Here is a 15,454-nt window from a genome sequence, read left to right on the forward strand (position 1 = left end):
AGGGTCACCGGATCATCGGATCTCAGAATTTTCTTCAGGGAGAGCCGTCATGGCACCGCGAATCCTGCTCGCCCGTCACGGCCAGACACAGTGGTCCGTGCAGGGCAATCACACCGGCAGGACCGACATTCCCCTGCTCGACACCGGCCGTGAGGGCGCCAAGCTGCTCGGCGAACGGCTGCACCGGGAGCCGTGGGGCGGTCTGCCGGGGGTGGAGGTCCGTACCAGCCCGCTCGTCCGGGCGTCCGAGACCTGCTCGCTCGCCGGCTTCGGTGACCGCGCCGAGCCGTGGGACGCGCTGATGGAATGGGACTACGGGGACTACGAAGGCCTGACCCCGGCACAGATCAAGGCGGACCGGCCGGACTGGTTCATCTGGCGTGACGGCGTCCCCGGCGGCGAGACGCTCGCGGAGCTCACGGAACGGGTCGACGAGGTCGTGGCGTGGGCCCGGTCCGCCGAGCGTGACGTCCTGGTCTTCGCCCACGGCCACGTCCTGCGGGCGATCGGGGCCCGCTGGCTGGGCGAGGACGTGTCCTTCGCCGCGCGCATCAGGCTGGAGCCGACGTCCCTGTCGGTACTGGGATGGGCGTACGGCCTCCCGGCCCTGGAGCGGTGGAACGACACGGGCCACCTCGACCGGTAGGCGCCCTTCCGGCAGCCCTGCCCCGTCGGTCCGGGCCCCGGGCCGACGGGGAATCTCGGCCCAGGCTGCCGGGCCACCGGACCGACGGGCCACCTCGACGCCGGCGGGGCGCGTGCCCCTCAGGTGACGGGCGGCAGCTCCTCGTAACGGTCCAGCAGCGCGGCCACCTCCGGGCCGCCCTGCGGCCGCAGCACCCGGACTGCGCTCGCCAGCATCCCCCGGATGCGGGAGGACTGGACCCGGTCCAGCAGGTCCAGTACCGCGTGCCCGGCGGCGGCGGCCTCGTCGGCCGTGCCGGCCTGCGCCAGGTCGTTGGCGAGCTGCGCTCTGTACAGGGCCAGGTTGCGGGTGAAGTGCGGATCCTGGAGCCGGGTCGCCCGGCGGGCGTGCAGAGCGGCCCGCGGCCAGTCGCCCAGCGCCGACCAGCACTGTGCCTCCAGCAGTTCGAGCTCCGCCTCGCGGAAGAAGCTCATCCACTCCGGGTCCGCGTCGCGGGGCCCCCGGTCGAACGCCGACTGCGCCCGTCCGATCGCGAGCTCGCACCCCGCGCGGTCCCCGAGCCACGCCCGCGCCCCGGCCTCCCGCAGCGCCAGCAGGGCGAGCAGCCGCGGTGAGCCGAGCGGCCGGGCGGCCCGCTGCCCGGCCTCCGCGGCGCGGACCGCCTCGCGGGCCCGCCCGGTGTCGCGGGCCAGGAACGAGGCGTTGCAGAACGCGTGCGCCTCCAGCGCGGCGTCCCCCGCCAGCCGTGCCGTGGCCAAGGCTTCCGCGTAGTGGGAGCGGGCGTCCTCGAAGCGCCCCGAGTCGTGGGCCAGCCAGCCCACCGAGATCGCCAGCTCGCCCGCGCCGGCGTGCAGCCGGTCGGCGGTGCTGCGCCGGGACGTGGTGCCGGCGTCGAGCAGGGCGTACGCCGCTCTGAGCGGCTGGAATGCCCGTCGGTAGAGGCCGTCGGCCCCGTGCCGGTCGTCCAGCAGCCGGATCTGGCGTACCGCCTTCTCGACGGCCTCCACCTCGGCCTCGCCGACACGGCGCTGTGGGGGGACGCCCGGCGGACCCGCGGCGGCGGGACGGCCGGCCAGGCCCAGGGACGCGGCTGCCACCGTGGTGGTGCCGCTGGTCATGAACACGCGACGCAGCACGTCGCACTCCTCGTGGATGTCACTGTCGAGCGTGGGGGGTGTGGTGGGAGGGGGCACCGTGCGGGCACCCCGCCCGCGCACGCTCTCGCGGGCAAGGAAGCCCAGATCCTCGAGGCTCGCCCCGGGGAACATGTGCAGGAACACCCGTTCGTACGCGTAGTTGGGGCAACGGATCTCCCCGGACTCCACGCGTCCGACGTACCGGGCGTCGCACGCGACCTGCTCACCGATCTCGCGAGCGGCACGGCGGACCGCGGCCGCGAACTCCCCGGCGGAGCGCTGTCCGCGCAGCCGCCGGAAGGCGAGGTTGGGAACTGCCCGTGTCGACACCATGGCTGGGCCCTCTCTGGTGCAAGCCGGGCTCCTGCTTCCGGTGTCCCGGCGGAGCAAGAACGTACCTGCTGTGACGGGCCGCACACGCTGCGTTTGCCAATAAATCAGACATCTCACCCGTGATCCGCCATGAACTGCCACCCTTTGCGGCGGCGTGCCGCCGTAGCCCTTGACGCCGTCCGGCCGTTGGTCCATGAGGAGACGGGGCGTGGTCCTGTCTCGTCGAGACGAAGAGGAGGGGTTCCCTTGCCTCACATGGGCCCGGAAACCGCACCGTGCGACCTGGTGACCGTCCCGGCACGACAGGGGCTGGAGGCCGTGGACATCCTGCGCAGGGGGGCGGACCAGGACTCCGTCGGCCCGGTCCTGCACGACGGTGCCTGCGCGGTCCTCGGCTTCCTCGTCCCCTCAGGTACGGCGGAGGGCTGGGACGTACCGGGCAGTGCGTGTACGAGGACCGACGGGCGCGGGCTGCGCATCCCGTCCGAGCCGCCCGCCGTCGGCGGAGGCTGGCTCCTCCCGCCCGTCGCGGAGACCCCGGTCACCGACCCCGCCGTGCTCCGCGCCGCCCTCGACCAGGCGGCCCGGCTCATCGAGGCGGCCGACGACCGCCGCTGACGCGATAATGGGCAGGTGGGCGGAGCCTCCGCCACCGCCGGCCGGTCAGGCCGACGACCCGCACGGTGAGCGAGGACGAGCACGTGGCACGTCGAGGTGCGGCCAGGGGAGCCGGCTGCCGCGAGCGGTCCGAACGCCGGCCGGAAGTCCTGTCCACGACGGTGGACGGCGGCGTCGCCGCACTCGTGCCCGACCGTGAGCGCCCGCGCGCCTGGACCCTCCTGCTGGACGGTGCCCCGCAGTCCCACGTCGACCTGGACGACCCGGCGTACCTCTCCTTCGAGTACCAGCGCAGGCTCGGCCATGTCATCGATCTCGCCGCACCGCCCGGACGCCCCCTGCAGGCGGTCCACCTCGGCGGCGGCGCCTTCACGCTCGCCCGGTACATCGCCGCGAGCCGCCCCCGCTCCACCCAGCAGATCGTGGAGATCGACGGGCCCCTCGTCCAGTTCGTCCGCCGGGAGCTGCCGCTGGACCCGCAGGCCCGGATACGGGTCAGATCGGTGGATGCCCGCGCCGGCCTGGGCAAGGTCCCCGACGGCTGGGCCGACCTCGTCGTCGCCGACGTCTTCGCCGGCGCCCGTACCCCCGCGCACCTGACCTCCGCCGAATTCCTCGGCGAGGTACGGCGGGTGCTCAGGTCCGGTGGCCAGTACGCCGCAAACCTCGCCGACGGTCCGCCGCTCGCCCACCTGCGCGGCCAGATCGCCACCGCCGCCTCGCTCTTCCCCGAACTCGCCCTCGCCGCCGATCCGACGGTCTGGCGCGGACGGCGCTTCGGCAACGCCGTCCTGGTCGCCTCCGACCTGCCGATAGCGGTCGCGGAACTCACCCGCCGGGTCGCGAGCGACCCGCACCCCGGCCGGGTCGAACACGGCCGCGCCCTGGCCGACTTCACCGGCGGCGCCGCCGTCGTCACCGACGCCTCAGCCAAGGCGTCCCCGGCCCCGCCGCCGGACGCCTTCGACTGAGGGCCCGGGGCCTAGGGCCTCTCGTTTGGATCATGCCGGGCTCGCGGGGCCTGGTGCCGCACCTCGCGGCGTTGTCGTCGGTCTCCGACGCTCCGCGTCGACTCCCTCCTCCGCCTTGCGATGCACGGCACCAGGCCCCGCTCCCTGATCCGGCCTGATCCAAACGAAAGACCCTAGTCCGGCGGACAGGCCTTACTGCTCCACCGTCTCCACCATCGGCGGATGACCGTTCCAGGTGCAGAAGACGGAGACCGTGCCCCCGGAGCCGTCGCCGAAGTCCACCCGGATCCACTCCGGTTCGGTCCACACCTGCATCGACCAGCCGGGCTCGGGTGTCGCCGAGACGAGCTTCGCCGAGTCCTTCGCGAGCTCCAGGACGACTCTCCCGCCACGCGTCGGGTAGCTCTTCACGTCCCCCGCGGCAGCCTGCGGCGCCGACGTCTCCGCCCGGCTCGGCGCCGTCGCCGGAGGCCGGGACGAGGGCTGTCGGGAGGGCGTGGGCGAGGGGGTGGCGGCGGGAGCCGAGGAGCTGGGGGACGGCGTCGGCCGCGCCCGGTGCGTCGACGAGGACACCGGCACGCTCGTCTCCTGCCCGCCACGCGTCCCCACCGAGATGGGCACGGCACGCGGGGGGTCGTACGCCGTCCCCGACATGACGGTGTGCACGCCCCACCAGGAGAGGGTGACCGCCGCCCCCGTGGCGAGCGACCACGCGATCGCGTGTACGAGTCCTCGTTGCATCGGGCACATCCTGCACCACGGGGCAGGGGTTCGTCCCGGAGGGGACCGGGTTCCTCCGGATGGGCTACGGTGCCGCCCATGCCTAGTGTGCTCGTGGTCGAGGACGACCAGTTCGTACGTTCCGCCCTCATCCGGCACCTGACCGAGGCCTCGCACACCGTACGGAGTGTCGGCACCGCCCTCGAAGCGCTGCGCGAGGTCGCCCACTTCCGCTTCGACGTCGTCGTCCTCGACCTCGGGCTCCCCGACCTCGACGGCGCCGAGGCGCTGAAGATGCTGCGGTCCATCACCGACGTCCCCGTGATCATCGCGACCGCGCGGGACGACGAGGCGGAGATCGTCAGGCTGCTCAACGACGGCGCGGACGACTACCTGACCAAACCCTTCTCCGTGGAACACCTCTCGGCCCGGATGGCGGCCGTCCTGCGGCGTACCCGGGGGCCGGGCGCCCAGGCGCCGCCGCCGCGCGTCCTCCAGGTCGGCGGGCTCTCCATCGACCCGCTGCGCCGTCAGGCCGAACTCGACGGCACGGCACTGGACCTGACCCGTCGCGAATTCGACCTGCTCGCCTTCCTCGCAGGCCGTCCCGGTGTCGTCGTCCCGCGCCGTGAACTGCTGGCCGAGGTCTGGCAGCAGTCCTACGGCGACGACCAGACCATCGACGTCCACCTCTCCTGGCTCCGCCGCAAGCTGGGCGAGACGGCGGCCCGGCCGCGCTATCTGCACACCCTGCGCGGGGTCGGCGTCAAGCTCGAACCGCCGGCCGGAGCACCTGGGCACCCCGCATGAGATGGGCCCTGGTCAAGGTCTGTCTGGCCGTCACCGCCATGGTCGTGATCGCGTTCGCCGTGCCGCTCGGACTCGTCGTCAAGGAGATGGCCCGCGACCGGGCCTTCACCGACGCCGAACGGCAGGCCGCCACCATCGGCCCCACCCTCACCATCACCACCGACCGTGAGCAACTGACCAAAGCCGCCCTGTCCACCGATCCGGGTGGCCGAGGACGGCTCGCGGTGCACGTACCCGCGCTCGAACCGGGCGGCACCCGCCTGGAGATCGGCGTCCGGCGCGCGACCTCGGAGGACGTGGAGACCGTACGGACCTCCGGGCGCGCCTCGATCGCGGAGGTGAAGGGAGGCTCCGTACTGCTGCAGCCCACCGCGTTCGGCCCCGGGGGCATCGCCGTCGTCGAGGTGTTCGTGCCCGAGGACGAGGTGTCCAACGGCGTGGGGACGGCCTGGCTGGTCCTCGCCGGCGTCGGGATCGCCCTGATCGTGGGCTCGGTGGCCGTCGCCGACCGGCTCGGCGTCCGCATGGTGGAGCCCGCCCAGCGGCTCGCCGGTGCCGCCCACGACCTGGGCGAGGGCAGGCTGGGGACCAGGGTCCCGGAAGCGGGGCCGACCGAACTGCGCTCCGCGGCCGCCGCGTTCAACTCGATGGCGGACCAGGTGGTCCAACTGCTGGCCAACGAGCGGGAGCTCGCCGCCGACCTCTCCCACCGGCTCCGCACCCCGCTGACCGTGCTCCGCCTCAACGCCGCCTCACTGGGGGAGGGGCCGGCCGCGGAACAGACCAGGGCGGCCGTGCAGCAGCTGGAGCACGAGGTCGACACGATCATCCGCACCGCTCGCGAGCAGCGCCCGCAGACGCAGGGCGGACAGCCGGGCCCGGGGGCCGGGTGCGACGCCTCCGAGGTCATCCGGGAGCGGATGGCGTTCTGGTCGGCGCTCGCCGAGGACGAAGGGCGCACGGTGCGCCTGGCCGGCGTGGACCGCACCGTCCGCATCCCCGTCGCACGGCCCGAACTCGCCGCGGCGCTGGACGCGTTGCTCGGCAACGTCTTCCGGCACACCCCGGAGGGCACCTCCTTCGCCGTCGACGTCCACCACGGTGGCGAGGCCGTGCTCGTCCTGGTCTCGGACGCCGGGCCGGGCATACCCGATCCGGAATCCGCCCTGGCCAGGGGTGCCAGCGGACGCGGGGGAGGGGGCGGCGAGGTGGGATCGACCGGACTGGGGCTCGACATCGTCCGCAGGGTCGCCGAGTCCACCGGCGGTGACCTGCGGATAGGCCGCTCGGTGCTCGGGGGCACCGAGGTGCGCATCCGGATAGGCCTCCACGGCGGGCCGGCCGAACGCCCGGGCCGGGGGCACCGGCTCGGCCGGCGGACCGGAAGGCGTGGAGCGCGGGGCGGACAGATGCGGAGCCAGGAATTCCGGGAGGTTCCGGGGGCTGATCTTTAACCGGCGCCGATGCCCTCCTTAAGCCAACCCTAAGAACCCCCGCGCAGGTCCGATGCGTCTCTTTCGCCCGGTCGGCGGCGGCTAGCGTGCAGTCGCCACCCCCCGCCAGGACAGAGGAAGACGCGATGGGCACCAGCACGCACCGCCGCACGACGAGCACCCGCACGAAGGCGATCGGGGCCCTCGTCGCCGCCGCCGTCGTCGGCGGCACGGTATTCGCCCTCACCGGCACGGCCCAGGCCGCCGCCGTCGGAGCCACGTACACCAGGGCCAGCGGCTGGGACGGCGGGTACACCGGGCAGTACGTCGTCTCCAACGACACCGCGTCGGTCCAGTCCGGATGGACGCTCGAATTCGACCTGCCCGCCGGGACGAAGATCGACTCGCTCTGGAACGGTGAGCACACCGTCAGCGGCGGCCACGTCACCGTGAAGCCCCTCGACTGGAACAAGGACATCGCCCCCGGCGCCTCCGTGACGATCGGTTTCGTCACCGCCTCCACCGGCAAGGCCGGCGACCCCGAGCACTGCGTCATCAACGACGCCGCGTGCTCCGCGGACGGCGGCGCGACCCCCGAACCGAGCGGACGGCCCACCGGGACGCCGACGCCCACGCCCACCTCCACCCCGGAGCCCCAGCAGAGCGAAACGGCCACCCCGACACCCACGGCCGAGCCGACCGGGACGCCTGGAGGAGGCGGTTCCGGCACCGCGGGCGGAGCCGGGTTCGCCCCGTACGTCGACACCTCGCTGTATCCGGCGTACGACCTTCTGGACACCGCGTCCAGGACGGGCGTCAAGGAGTTCACTCTCGCCTTCATCACCTCCGGCGGCGGTTGCGCCCCGCTCTGGGGCGGGGTCACCGGGCTCGCCGACGACAAGGTGGCCGCCCAGATCTCCGCGCTGCGCGCCGAAGGCGGCGACGTCCGGGTCTCCTTCGGAGGTGCCGCCGGTGCCGAACTCGCGCTCAACTGCGCCTCGGCCGCCGAGCTGGCCGAGGCGTACGGCAAGGTCGTCGACACCTACGGGCTGACCAAGGTCGACTTCGACATCGAGGGCGGGGCGCTGCCCGACACCGCGGCCAACTCCCGCCGCTCGCAGGCCATCGCGAAGCTCCAGGAGGAGCACCCCGGGCTCGACGTCTCCTTCACGCTGCCCGTCATGCCGGAGGGGCTGACCCAGCCGGGCGTGGACCTGGTCGCCGACGCGGCGAAGAACGGTGTGGAGATCGAGGCCGTCAACATCATGGCCATGGACTACGGGCCCGCCTACAGCGGGGACATGGGCGCGTACGCCGTCCAGGCCGCCACCGCCACGCAGGCCCAGATCAAGGGTGTGCTCGGGCTCTCCGACGCCGCCGCCTGGAAGTCCGTCGCGGTCACCCCGATGATCGGCGTGAACGACGTGGCCTCCGAGATCTTCACCGTCGAGGACGCCACCCAACTGGTCGAGTTCGCCCGGGAGAAGGGCCTCGGACGGCTGGCGATGTGGTCGGGCACCCGGGACGCGCAGTGTCCGGGAGGCGCGAAGCCGGCCGCCGACCCGACGTGCAGCTCGATCGTCCAGGAACCCCTGGCCTTCACCAAGGCGTTCGGCGCCTTCGGGTAGCCGTGCCGGCCCGCACTCCGGGCCGTCGGACCATCACCCCGAACCGCGCGCCCCGGCCGGCCCCACATCCCCCCACATCCGGCCGGGGCGCGCGCCCCGTTTCCCCTCCGCCACCGGGCGCGGCTTCGTAACGCCGCTGTTCCCGGGACCAGTTCGGGGAAAGAACGCGGAATCGCCTCACGGACCCTCTGTGCGGCCTCCCAGGCCTTCGGCACGTTCATCTTCCGGTGTGCGTCATCAGCCCCGGCTCCCCCGGACGCACCGTCCGGAACTCGGCGCATGTCGGAGCGCGCCGGACAGGCCGGCCAAGGCCTTCACGAGCGCGGATTCTCCCCCAATACCCTCTGACCTGCGGTTATTCCAGGCGTGCTCCATGACGGATGCAGGGCGAGCCGGTTAACGCAAGTCCTGCGTCGGACACGGTCGCGTGACTTGCAGGACACACTCGGGCAACGGAAGCGTCTTCAACTCTTGACACCCACCCCCTTGAGGCAGCAATCTTCCGGCATCAGCGCATGGGAGCGCTCCCATATCGAACGAGGTTTTTCGCTCGTACGGGGACGGCACCGCCCATGTCCTCTCCGTACCACCGGGACCCGCACCCACCAGTGCGAATACCGAGCAGATCGAACGCCAGTCCCACCCTGGAACAAGGAGTAGTGGAATGCGCATCACCCGCACCGTCGCAGGTCGAAGCCGCAGAACCGCCGTCATAGCCACCACGGGCCTCACGGCCGCCGCCCTGCTGCTGACCGGCTGCAGCGACTCGGGTTCCGAGTCCGACGGGGCCGACGCGGACGGCAACATCACCCTGACCGTCGCCGACTTCGGCCAGTTCGGTTACAAGGAGGCGGGGCTCTTCGCGAAGTACCACGAGCTCCACCCGAACATCACGGTCAAGGAAAACGTCACGGCCGACGAGAAGGTCTACTACCCCAAGTTCCTCCAGCAGCTCAACACGGGCAGCGGTCTGGCCGACGTGCAGGGCATCGAGGTCGGCCGTGCCAAGGAGCTCGTCGACACCAAGGCGGACGCCTTCGTCGACCTCGCCAAGGTGATCGACCCCGACCAGTGGGTGAACTGGAAGGCGCTGCAGGCGACCACCGACCAGGGCAAGGTCATCGGCGCCGGCACCGACATCGGCCCCATGTCGATCTGCTACCGCCGCGACCTGTTCGAGCAGGCCGGTCTGCCCACCGACCGCGAGGAAGTCGCCGCGAAGTACGCCGGCGGCTGGGAGGACTACCTCAAGCTCGGCGAGGAGTACAAGGCGAAGGCGCCCAAGGGCACCTTCTTCATGGACTCCGCCAGCGCCATGTACAACGGCGTCGTCAGCTCCGACTCGGAGCAGTACTACGCCAAGGACGGCAAGCCGATCTACAAGGAGAGCGCCGGCGTCAAGGCGGGCTGGAAGCTCGCCACCGAGGCGGTCGACAAGAAGCTGACCCAGGGCCTCGCCCAGTTCAGCCCGCCGTGGCAGGCGGCCCTGCGCAAGGGCAGCGTCGCCACCGTGGCGTGCCCTGCGTGGATGGCGGCCCAGATCTCCACCTACGCCGGTGACGAGTTCAAGGGCAAGTGGGACATCGCCAAGACCCCGGGTGAGACCGCTGCCAACTGGGGCGGTTCCTTCCTCTCCGTGCCCGCCAAGGGCAAGCACGTCAAGGAGGCCGGTGAGCTGGTCAAGTGGCTGACCGCCCCCGAGCAGCAGGCCGCCGTCTTCAAGGCCGTCGGTGTCTTCCCGTCGAACAAGGGCGCCTACGAGCTCCCCGACGTGAAGAGCGCCAAGCTCCCGTACTTCAACAACGCCCCGATCGGTGAGATCTACGCCGACGAGGCCCAGATCATCCCCGCGGCCGTGCTCGGCCCGAAGGACGGCATCATCAAGGACACCATCTCCACGCAGATCAACAACATGGAGCAGCGTGGCACCGCCCCGGACAAGGCGTGGAACGACGCCACCGAGGCCATCGACAAGGTGATCGGCTGATCCTCGCCGGTGCGGGCCGCCGGGGCGTCTTCCACACGCCCCGGCCGGCCCGCACCGGTGCCGGTTCCCCCGAGGCACCGCGCACCTTTTCCGACACCCGCCGGCCCTGACCGAGGCCCGGCCTGACCCTGCGGTGTCGGCACACCCCAGGGAAGGACTCCCACCTGTGGCAACCACCACCCCCACCCGGGGCGCCCATGGCTCCCGGCCCAGCCGCCGGGCCCCGAAGCCCATGTCCCCCGGCCGTCAGGCCTGGCGCAGCCGGCTCTGGCGTTTCGACGACAAAGCATCGCCGTACGCCTACATCGCACCGTTCTTCCTCGTCTTCGGTGCCTTCGGGCTCTATCCGCTGATCTACACCGGCTGGATCGCCCTGCACCGCGTCGAGATGACCAGCCTCGATCAGATGGAATGGGTCGGCTGGGAGAACTTCAGCAACATCCTCCAGGACGACGAGTTCTGGACCGCGGTCTCCAACACCTTCGTCATCGGTGTCATATCGACCGTGCCGCAGCTGATGATGGCGCTCGGCCTGGCACACCTGCTGAACTACAAGCTGCGGGCCAGCACCTTCTGGCGCACCGTGATCCTCACGCCGTACGCCACCTCGGTGGCCTCGGCGGCCCTGGTCTTCGCCCTGGTGTTCCGTGCCGACGGCGGCCTGCTGAACTGGGTCCTCGGTTTCTTCGGCGCCGGTGAGACGAACTGGGCGAACGGACACTGGACGTCCAACATCGCCATCGCCGTCATCGTGATCTGGCGCTGGACCGGCTACAACACCCTGATCTACCTGGCCGCCATGCAGGCCGTCCCGTCCGACCTCTACGAGGCGGCCTCGCTCGACGGCGCCTCCCGCTGGCAGCAGTTCCGCAACGTGACGATCCCCGCGCTCCGGCCGACGATCCTCTTCACGATCGTCATCTCGACCATCGGGTCCATGCAGCTCTTCGGTGAGCCGCTGCTCCTCGAAGGCGGCCAGATCGGGGCGCAGGGCGGTACGGAGAACCAGTACGAGACGCTCAGCATCTACCTCTACAACTACGGCTGGAACCTCGGACACCTCGGTCCGGCCGCCGCGGTGGCGTGGGCCATGCTCGTGCTGCTGCTGCTCATTGCCGCGATCAACTGGCTCGTCGGGCGCCTCGCGCGCAAGACCGCGGCCTGACGGGGAGCGATATCCATGACCACCACCAGCCCCATCACCGCCCCGGACCACCGTCGCGTCACGAAGTCGGCCGTCCAGGGCCAGCCGCCGGCGCGCCGCCGTCGCTTCCAGCCGGGCGCCGGCCGCCAGCACCACGCGGGCCCGTTCGCCTACTTCGCCCTCGTGGTCGTCGGCCTCGGCTCGCTCTTCCCGCTGTACTGGACGCTCGTGGCCGCTTCCCGCACGCAGGACGAGGTGCTGGACACCACGCCGCCGCTGATCCCCGGCGGCAACCTCTTCAACAACCTCCAGGCGGCGTGGGAGCAGGCCAGCCTCGGCAAGGCCATCGTCAACACGCTCATCGTCTCCTCGTGCATCACGCTGGCGACGCTGTTCTTCTGCACCCTGGCCGGCTACGCCTTCGCCAAGATGCGCTTCAAGGGCCGCAACCTGCTGATGACGATGGTCATCGCGACCCTGACGATCCCTCCGCAGCTCAGCGTCGTACCGCTGTTCATGATGATGTCCGACATCGGATGGGGCGGTCAGCTGGAGTCGGTGATCTTCCCGACCCTGGTCAGCGCGTTCGGTGTGTTCTTCATGCGCCAGTACCTCATCGAGGCGCTGCCGTACGAACTCATCGAGGCGGGCCGCATGGACGGCGCGAACAACCTGCGCATCGTCTGGAGCATCGTGCTCCCCGTCGCCCGCCCGGCGATGATGGTGCTCGGCATGCTGACCTTCGTCCAGGCCTGGAACGACTTCTTCTGGCCCTACCTCGCGCTGAACCAGCAGAACCCCACGCTCCAGGTGGCCCTCGGGCAGCTGAGCGCGTCCTACGTGCCCGACCAGAGCATCGTCATGGCCGGCGCGCTGATCAGCACCCTCCCCCTGCTCGTCGTCTTCGTGATCTTCGGCAAGCAGATCGTCGGGGGAATCATGTCCGGCGCCGTCAAGGGCTGACCCCGGACCGCCGCGACCCCCGGTCCGAACCCGGCTGCGCGGTACCCGGCCCCACTCCGGCCCGCTGTCCTTCCCCGGACCGGCCTCCGGCCGTTCCGTACGGCCTGTACCTGACCACAGGCCGTACGGGGCCGGGGCCCCCGCACTTCCCGTCCTTGTCCCTCCACCCATGGGAGCGCTCCCGCATGACTGCCGTACGACCCGACACCACCCCCCAGCAGGCGCCCGGGACGCAGTTCCCCACGGGCTTCATCTGGGGAGCGGCGACCGCCTCCTACCAGGTCGAGGGCGCCGCCGCCGAGGACGGCCGCACCCCGTCCATCTGGGACACCTTCAGCCGCACCCCCGGCAAGGTCCGCAACGGCGACACCGGCGACATCGCCGCCGACCACTACCACCGCTACCGCGACGACGTCGCGCTCATGAAGCAGCTCGGGCTGAAGGCCTACCGCTTCTCCGTCTCCTGGTCCCGGGTGCAGCCCACGGGCCGCGGTCCGGCCGTCGAGCGCGGCCTGGACTTCTACCGCAAGCTCGTCGACGAGCTGCTGGACGCCGGGATCATGCCCGTGGCGACCCTCTACCACTGGGACCTGCCCCAGGAGCTCGAGGACGCCGGCGGCTGGCCCGAGCGTGTCACCGCCGACCGCTTCGCCGACTACGCCGCCATCGTCTCCGGCGCCCTCGGTGACCGCGTCGGCATGTGGACCACCCTCAACGAGCCGTGGTGCTCGGCCTACCTCGGCTACGGCTCGGGGGTGCACGCCCCCGGGCGCACCGAGCCCGCCGCGGCCCTGCAGGCGGCCCACCACCTCAACCTCGCCCATGGCCGGGCGATCGAGGTTCTGCGCGCCCAACTCCCCGCTGCTGCGCAGACCTCGGTCACCCTCAATCTCCACCAGGTCCGCCCGCTCACCGGCAGCGAGGCCGACGCGGACGCCGCCCGCCGCATCGACGCCGTCGGCAACCGGGTCTTCACCGGTCCGATGCTGCGCGGGGAGTACCCCGAGGACCTGATCACCGACACCTCGCACCTGGTGGACTGGTCGAAGCTGGTCAAGGACGGCGACCTCGCCACCATCTCCCGTCCCGTCGACGCCCTCGGCATCAACTACTACACGCCGACCCTCGTCTCCACCCCCGTCGACGGCGCCGACTACGCGCGCAGCGACGCGCACGGTGCCAGTGACCACTCGCCGTGGCCCGGCTCCGAGCACGTCGCCTTCCACCTCGCCGAGGGGAAGGAGCGCACCGCCATGGACTGGTCGATCGACCCGAACGGGCTCTACAACCTGCTCATGGACGTCACCCGGGACCACCCCGGCCTCCCGCTGATGGTCACCGAGAACGGCGCCGCCTTCGACGACTACGTCTCGCCCGAGGGCAAGGTCCAGGACCCCGAGCGGGTCTCCTACCTGCACGGCCACCTCGACGCCGTACAGCGGGCCGTCGCGGACGGTGCCGACGTCCGCGGCTACTTCCTCTGGTCGCTGATGGATAACTTCGAGTGGGCGTACGGCTACGGCAAGCGCTTCGGCGCGGTGTACGTCGACTACGCCACCCAGCGCCGCATCCCCAAGTCGAGTGCCCACTGGTACTCCGACGTGATCCGCCGCAACGCGCTGCCCCCGGCGGGCACCGTCTGACCTGTACGCACGAGGAGCGGGACCCGGCACACCGCCGGGTCCCGCTTTTTCGCTGCCCGCCTCCCGGCACGGGGGCCCTTGCCCGTACGCTTGGGAGCGCTCCCAAAAATATATGGCGCGCAGGGGACCGGTTGGCCGGACGAGCGCCGGGGGATCGGACGGCGGGACTTGGTTTGGCCAGGGCGCTGTGAGAAATTGACCGCGAACGGGAGGCAGCCATGGCGGCAGCACGAGTACGGAGTGGCGGGCGGCCCACGCTCGAAGAGGTGGCGGCCCGGGCGGGTGTGGGGCGCGGCACGGCCTCGCGCGTCATCAACGGTTCGCCCAGGGTCAGCGCGCAGACCCGGGAAGCCGTCGAGGCGGCCGTGGCCGAACTGGGCTACGTGCCCAACCGTGCCGCCAGGGCGCTGGCTGGCAACCGGACGGACGCCATCGCGCTCGTCGTTCCCGAGTCCGAGACCCGGTTCTTCGCCGAGCCCTACTTCTCCGACATCGTGCGGGGTGTCGGTGCCGCCCTCGCCGACACCGAGATGCAGCTCCTGCTGACCCTCGCCGGCAACGACCGCGAACGGCGCAGGCTGGCCCAGTACCTGACCGCCCACCGTGTCGACGGCGTGATCCTGGTGTCCGTCCACGCCGACGATCCCCTGCCGGACCTCCTGGAACAGCTCGGGATGCCGTCCGTGATCAGCGGTCGCAGGCACGCGGCGGAGACCCTCCCCTCCGTCGACTCCGACAACTTCGAGGGCGCCCGGTCGGCCGTCGACCACTTCATAGCGCGCGGCCGCCGGTCCATCGCCACGATCACCGGCCGCCTCGACGTCTACGGCGCCCAGCGCCGTCTCGACGGCTACCGCAAGGCGATCGCCGCGGCCGGCCTCGACCCCGACGAGCGGCTGATCGCGCCCGCCGACTTCAGCGAGGAGGGCGGAGCACGAGCCATGCGCGAACTGCTGGAGCGCCGCCCCGACGTGGACGCGGTGTTCGCCGCCTCGGACGTCATGGCCGCCGGCGCCCGCCAGGTCCTGCGCGAGTCGGGCCGGCGCATCCCGGACGACGTCGCCCTGATCGGCTTCGACGACTCCGCCGTGGCCCGTCACATGGACCCGCCCCTCACGAGCGTGCGCCAGCCGATCGAGGAGATGGGCCGCATGATGACCCGGGTCCTGCTCGAGGAGATCGCCCACCGCTCCTCGGGCGACACCGCCCGCGAGCGCCCGAGGATCGTCCTGCCGACGGAACTGGTGGTGCGGGAGTCGTCCTGAGGCCGGTGCGCGGTTCCCTGCGGACACCGGACGGCCCCGCCGCGTCGGGGGAATGCGCGGCGGGGCCGTCCTGTCGGGTGCCCGGCGCCGGTCGGTCCATGCGGTCCGACCGGAACTGTGTCGGGCGTCACGGCTGCGGGGCGCGTCACGGGCCGGT

At 71.7% G+C, this 15,454-nt stretch carries 13 protein-coding genes; 11 read left to right on the forward strand and 2 right to left on the reverse strand.

Features of this window, described 5'->3' with window-relative positions:
* Window positions 1-49: 49 nt before the first annotated feature.
* Window positions 50-646 carry a histidine phosphatase family protein gene (locus ACGFNN_RS01175; protein WP_393551720.1) on the forward strand — a complete coding sequence of 199 codons (597 nt, stop codon included), beginning with the start codon at window positions 50-52 and terminating at the stop codon, window positions 644-646.
* A gap of 119 nt (window positions 647-765) precedes the next feature.
* Here the strand turns inward: ACGFNN_RS01175 and ACGFNN_RS01180 are convergent, their stop codons facing one another.
* Window positions 766-2,115, reverse strand: a complete 1,350-nt coding sequence (locus ACGFNN_RS01180) for a tetratricopeptide repeat protein (protein WP_393551722.1) — start codon at window positions 2,113-2,115, stop codon at window positions 766-768.
* 255 nt (window positions 2,116-2,370) lie between these two features.
* On the opposite strand from ACGFNN_RS01180, the gene ACGFNN_RS01185 reads away from it, so the two are divergent.
* Together ACGFNN_RS01185 and ACGFNN_RS01190 are read left to right on the forward strand one after the other, a co-directional pair.
* Window positions 2,371-2,733, forward strand: a complete 363-nt coding sequence (locus ACGFNN_RS01185; RefSeq protein WP_362547185.1) for a hypothetical protein — start codon at window positions 2,371-2,373, stop codon at window positions 2,731-2,733.
* An 83-nt stretch (window positions 2,734-2,816) separates the two neighbouring features.
* A complete protein-coding gene (locus ACGFNN_RS01190) occupies window positions 2,817-3,704 on the forward strand; it encodes a spermidine synthase (RefSeq protein WP_393551724.1) in 888 nt (295 codons plus the stop codon).
* A gap of 192 nt (window positions 3,705-3,896) precedes the next feature.
* Here ACGFNN_RS01190 and ACGFNN_RS01195 read toward each other — a convergent pair whose 3' ends face one another.
* Complete coding sequence (locus ACGFNN_RS01195) at window positions 3,897-4,445, reverse strand: hypothetical protein (protein WP_393551726.1); 549 nt, start codon at window positions 4,443-4,445, stop codon at window positions 3,897-3,899.
* 78 nt (window positions 4,446-4,523) lie between these two features.
* Here ACGFNN_RS01195 and ACGFNN_RS01200 point away from each other — a divergent pair, with 78 nt between their 5' ends.
* From ACGFNN_RS01200 to ACGFNN_RS01235, 8 genes are all read left to right on the forward strand, one after another.
* Window positions 4,524-5,234 carry a response regulator transcription factor gene (locus tag ACGFNN_RS01200; protein WP_362547194.1) on the forward strand — a complete coding sequence of 237 codons (711 nt, stop codon included), beginning with the start codon at window positions 4,524-4,526 and terminating at the stop codon, window positions 5,232-5,234.
* Window positions 5,231-6,688, forward strand: coding sequence for a sensor histidine kinase (locus ACGFNN_RS01205; RefSeq protein WP_393551728.1), 1,458 nt, complete (start codon window positions 5,231-5,233; stop codon window positions 6,686-6,688). The genes ACGFNN_RS01200 and ACGFNN_RS01205 overlap by 4 nt, the downstream gene beginning before the upstream one ends.
* Window positions 6,689-6,813: 125 nt before the next feature.
* Window positions 6,814-8,295 (forward strand): cellulose binding domain-containing protein, encoded by a 1,482-nt coding sequence (locus ACGFNN_RS01210; RefSeq protein WP_393551730.1) that lies wholly within the window; start codon window positions 6,814-6,816, stop codon window positions 8,293-8,295.
* 664 nt (window positions 8,296-8,959) lie between these two features.
* Window positions 8,960-10,282 (forward strand): ABC transporter substrate-binding protein, encoded by a 1,323-nt coding sequence (locus tag ACGFNN_RS01215; RefSeq protein WP_393551732.1) that lies wholly within the window; start codon window positions 8,960-8,962, stop codon window positions 10,280-10,282.
* Window positions 10,283-10,448: 166 nt separating this feature from the next.
* Window positions 10,449-11,447: a sugar ABC transporter permease gene (locus ACGFNN_RS01220; protein ID WP_362666001.1), complete on the forward strand. Its 999-nt coding sequence runs from the start codon at window positions 10,449-10,451 to the stop codon at window positions 11,445-11,447.
* Window positions 11,448-11,462: 15 nt separating this feature from the next.
* Window positions 11,463-12,389 (forward strand): carbohydrate ABC transporter permease, encoded by a 927-nt coding sequence (locus tag ACGFNN_RS01225; RefSeq protein ID WP_393551734.1) that lies wholly within the window; start codon window positions 11,463-11,465, stop codon window positions 12,387-12,389.
* Between the two features lie 185 nt (window positions 12,390-12,574).
* Complete coding sequence (locus ACGFNN_RS01230) at window positions 12,575-14,032, forward strand: GH1 family beta-glucosidase (RefSeq protein WP_393551736.1); 1,458 nt, start codon at window positions 12,575-12,577, stop codon at window positions 14,030-14,032.
* 218 nt (window positions 14,033-14,250) lie between these two features.
* Window positions 14,251-15,297: a LacI family DNA-binding transcriptional regulator gene (locus ACGFNN_RS01235; protein ID WP_362547215.1), complete on the forward strand. Its 1,047-nt coding sequence runs from the start codon at window positions 14,251-14,253 to the stop codon at window positions 15,295-15,297.
* Window positions 15,298-15,454: the final 157 nt, after the last annotated feature.

It is taken from the genome of Streptomyces sp. NPDC048590, assembly GCF_043199535.1.
Classification (GTDB): Bacteria; Actinomycetota; Actinomycetes; order Streptomycetales; family Streptomycetaceae; genus Streptomyces.